We start from the raw sequence: 2,855 nt of genomic DNA, 5'->3' as shown, positions 1-2,855 counted from the left end.
AGCAGTACGGACACGGCGCCGCCGACCAGGCGATCGTCGGGCTCGGTGGCCAGGTGTTCATGGCCGAGACCGAGGCCGAGGCGAAGCGGATCTTCCGTCCCTACTTCGACAATGCTCCCGTCTACGGTCACGGCCCGTCGCTCGAGGACTTCTCGACGATGACACCACTGACCGTCGGCACACCCGAGCAGGTCGTCGAACGTACGCTCGGCTTCGCGGACTATGCGGGCGACTACCAGCGTCAGCTGTTCCTCATGGACCACGCCGGCCTGCCGCTCGACGTCGTGCTCGAACAGATCGAGATCCTGGGGCGAGAGGTCGTGCCGGTGCTGCGAACGGAATTCGAACGCCGCCGCCCCGCCCACGTGCCGTCCGACCCGCCCACGCACAGCACTCTCGCCGCGCAGGGCGCCGACTCGGCGCACCGGCAGGTGATCCCGGCCCGCGTGGACCTCGTGCCGGAGGAGGCCGACGCCCGCTGACCCGCCACCGAGGACTTCGGCGCGGGGAAGGCCTCCGCCGCGTCGACGAGCCGGATCGGCAGGGCGGCGCGAGAACTCGCCGAACAGATCGCCCGTGGTGCCGGACGGGCACCGGCATCCCGGACGCCGCGCCCGCCGGGCTGCCACGTTCCTCCGAGGATCACCTGGCGTTCCCCGAATCGAGGGGTCAGATCAGATCCTTGCCGTCCCGTCGCGCTTGCAGCCACTCCTCGAAGAACCCGCGGCACAGCACCGCCAGGACACCGGCGACCAGCACGGGCCAGATCAGGACGTAGATCGTCAGCGTGAGCATGTTCATCGGTTCTCCTTCTCCGGACTGGTTGCTGCAGGATCGTTCCCGGCCGTCGCGGTGTCCTCCTCCACGTCGAAGTCACCGACGCGCTGCGCGATGACCTCGAAATCGAAGTTCTCCTCGGAGTTCACGGACATCGCCCAGCACACCACCGTGCTGACCGCGTACGCGACGAGCGATGCGCTGAGCACCGCGTACTCGTGGACCGCGCCGAGCGCGAAGGGTGCGGCCGCCACTGCGGCGACGGTGCCGACGATGCGCGCGACCCGAATTCCGAAGAAGCCGAACGCCATCAGGCCCGCGATCACGCCGACGCCGATCACCGAGGCGATGTCCACCGCCCAGGTGATCACTCCGTCCATCGGGAACCATCCGAACCGCACCGGCAGGAACGCTGCGAGGGCGACTAGCACCGACGTCGTGAACGCCTTGTTGGTGACCTTGTCCCAGTAGAAGCTCGCGATGACGGGGAAGACCAGTGCGCCCCACAGTGCCCCGACGAAGACCAGCAGGTCGAGGATGCTCAGCCGCATGCTCGCGAAGGCGACGGCGGCGGCGGTCGCGACGATCATCGTGGCGCGCCCGACGAAGAGCATGCGCTTGGGATCCGCGTTGCGGGTGCCCCCGGCGATGTTCTGACCGTAGATGTCCGCCATCACGATCGACGACAGGGCCGACAGGTCGGAATCGGCGGTGGACGACAGCGCGCCGATGATCATGACGAAGAACATGACGACCAGTGCCGTGGGCAGGAACGACGCCACCATCTGCGGCACGATGTTGTTGACGTCGCTGTCCATCGGGTCGATGCCCAGATACAGCGCGAGCACACCGAACATGCCGACCCCGATGACGGTCGCCCCGTAACCGATCGTCGCGGTGACGAAGGTCGGTTTGATGAGATCCTCCCGCACCGCGAACAGCCGCTGCGCGATCGTCTGGTTTCCGATGGCATACGCGAGCACGGCCGCGATGTACGGCGCGCCCTGGTTCAGGAACGCCTCGCTCGAGAAGAAATCTCCCTGCTGGTCGCTGAGATTGCCGGCACCGCTGTCGAAGGCGCCGGGAAAGCCCGTGAGGAAGAAGACCGCCGGGATGATGACGACGACGGCACCGAGCATCGCCACGACCTGCACGAAATCGGTGAGGACGGACGCGCGGAAGCCGGACCACAGGGTGTAGAGCAGCACCCCGACGGCGATGAACACCACGCCCTGAACGAAATCGAACGGGGAGAGCAGCGAGATGAGCACGCCCCCCGCGATGAAGTTGGACATCAGGCTGATCAGGCTGCCGACGAGATTCGAGCCGGCGAGCATGAGCTGGCTCGACCGGCCGTGCCGGGCGAACATGACTTCCGCCAGAGTGTGGGCTTTCGGTGCGACCGCGCGGATCCGCTTGCCGAAGGGGTAGATGAACAGGATCATCAGTGCACCCCACAGCCCGTAGTGGATGGGGCCGGAGACGCCGTAGGTGTATCCGGAGGTCGCGGAGGCGTACAGCGAGGACGCCCAGATCCAGGTGGCGGTCATGCTGGCCGCCGACACCCCGAAACCGACCTTGTTGCCGGCGGTCATGTAACCGTCGGCGTTCTCGTCCTTCTTCCCGATCCGGGCGGAGATGAGAAGCGTTCCGCCATAGAAGAATACGAGCAGGGTAACGATCGTCGCGGCGCTGAAATGAACGAGCTCGGTGCCGTCCACTGCGACCTCCTTCGTCTTCGCGTCGTGTCCACGGCGATCGGAGCGCAGCGCGGATCCACGGGGCGCGTTGCACGCGTCCGTTCGCGGTTCCGCTTCGGCGTCTGTCCGATTCACCCCCGGACGGTGGGCATGCGTCGAACACCCGATCGGGCGTGGCATACCGCTCCAGCAGGGCACACCCGGATCCGGGCGTGTGCCGACGAAGAGGCGGCGGCGTTCTCGGTGGCGCCCGTGAACTGCGCGGGCGCGCGCCGCCGGCGCGAGGGGTTACCTCGGTCGGGCGATGTGCACGCGGAGAGGCGATCCGGGCCGGCCCGATGGTCGCCTTCTCGGTGCACTGCTTCGCCGGCCGAGGCA

At 67.4% G+C, this 2,855-nt stretch carries 2 protein-coding genes and 1 pseudogene; 1 reads left to right on the top strand and 2 read right to left on the bottom strand.

Going from position 1 to position 2,855, the window contains the following annotated elements; genetic code table 11:
- Window positions 1-482: pseudogene (locus tag R1101_RS0120400) on the top strand (5,10-methylene tetrahydromethanopterin reductase); the annotation flags it as partial.
- 187 nt (window positions 483-669) lie between these two features.
- Here R1101_RS0120400 and R1101_RS31165 read toward each other — a convergent pair.
- Both R1101_RS31165 and R1101_RS27755 read right to left on the bottom strand, forming a co-directional pair.
- A complete protein-coding gene (locus R1101_RS31165; RefSeq protein WP_016935144.1) occupies window positions 670-801 on the bottom strand; it encodes a putative transporter small subunit in 132 nt (43 codons plus the stop codon).
- Entirely contained in the window at window positions 798-2,498 is a 1,701-nt protein-coding gene (locus tag R1101_RS27755) for a sodium:solute symporter family protein (protein ID WP_051017595.1), read from the bottom strand. The genes R1101_RS31165 and R1101_RS27755 overlap by 4 nt, the downstream gene beginning before the upstream one ends.
- Between the last annotated feature and the right edge of the window lie 357 nt (window positions 2,499-2,855).

Source organism: Rhodococcus sp. R1101, from assembly GCF_000278445.1.
Taxonomy (GTDB): Bacteria; Actinomycetota; Actinomycetes; order Mycobacteriales; family Mycobacteriaceae; genus Rhodococcus; species Rhodococcus gordoniae.
The sequence above is the reverse complement of the archived record's forward strand: the minus strand, read 5'-3'. Positions and strand labels throughout refer to the sequence as shown.

Excerpts from the sequence above, each read along its gene's own strand:
- R1101_RS31165 (WP_016935144.1), bottom strand. The coding sequence starts at position 801 with ATGAACATGCTCACGCTGACGATCTACGTCCTGATCTGGCCCGTGCTG.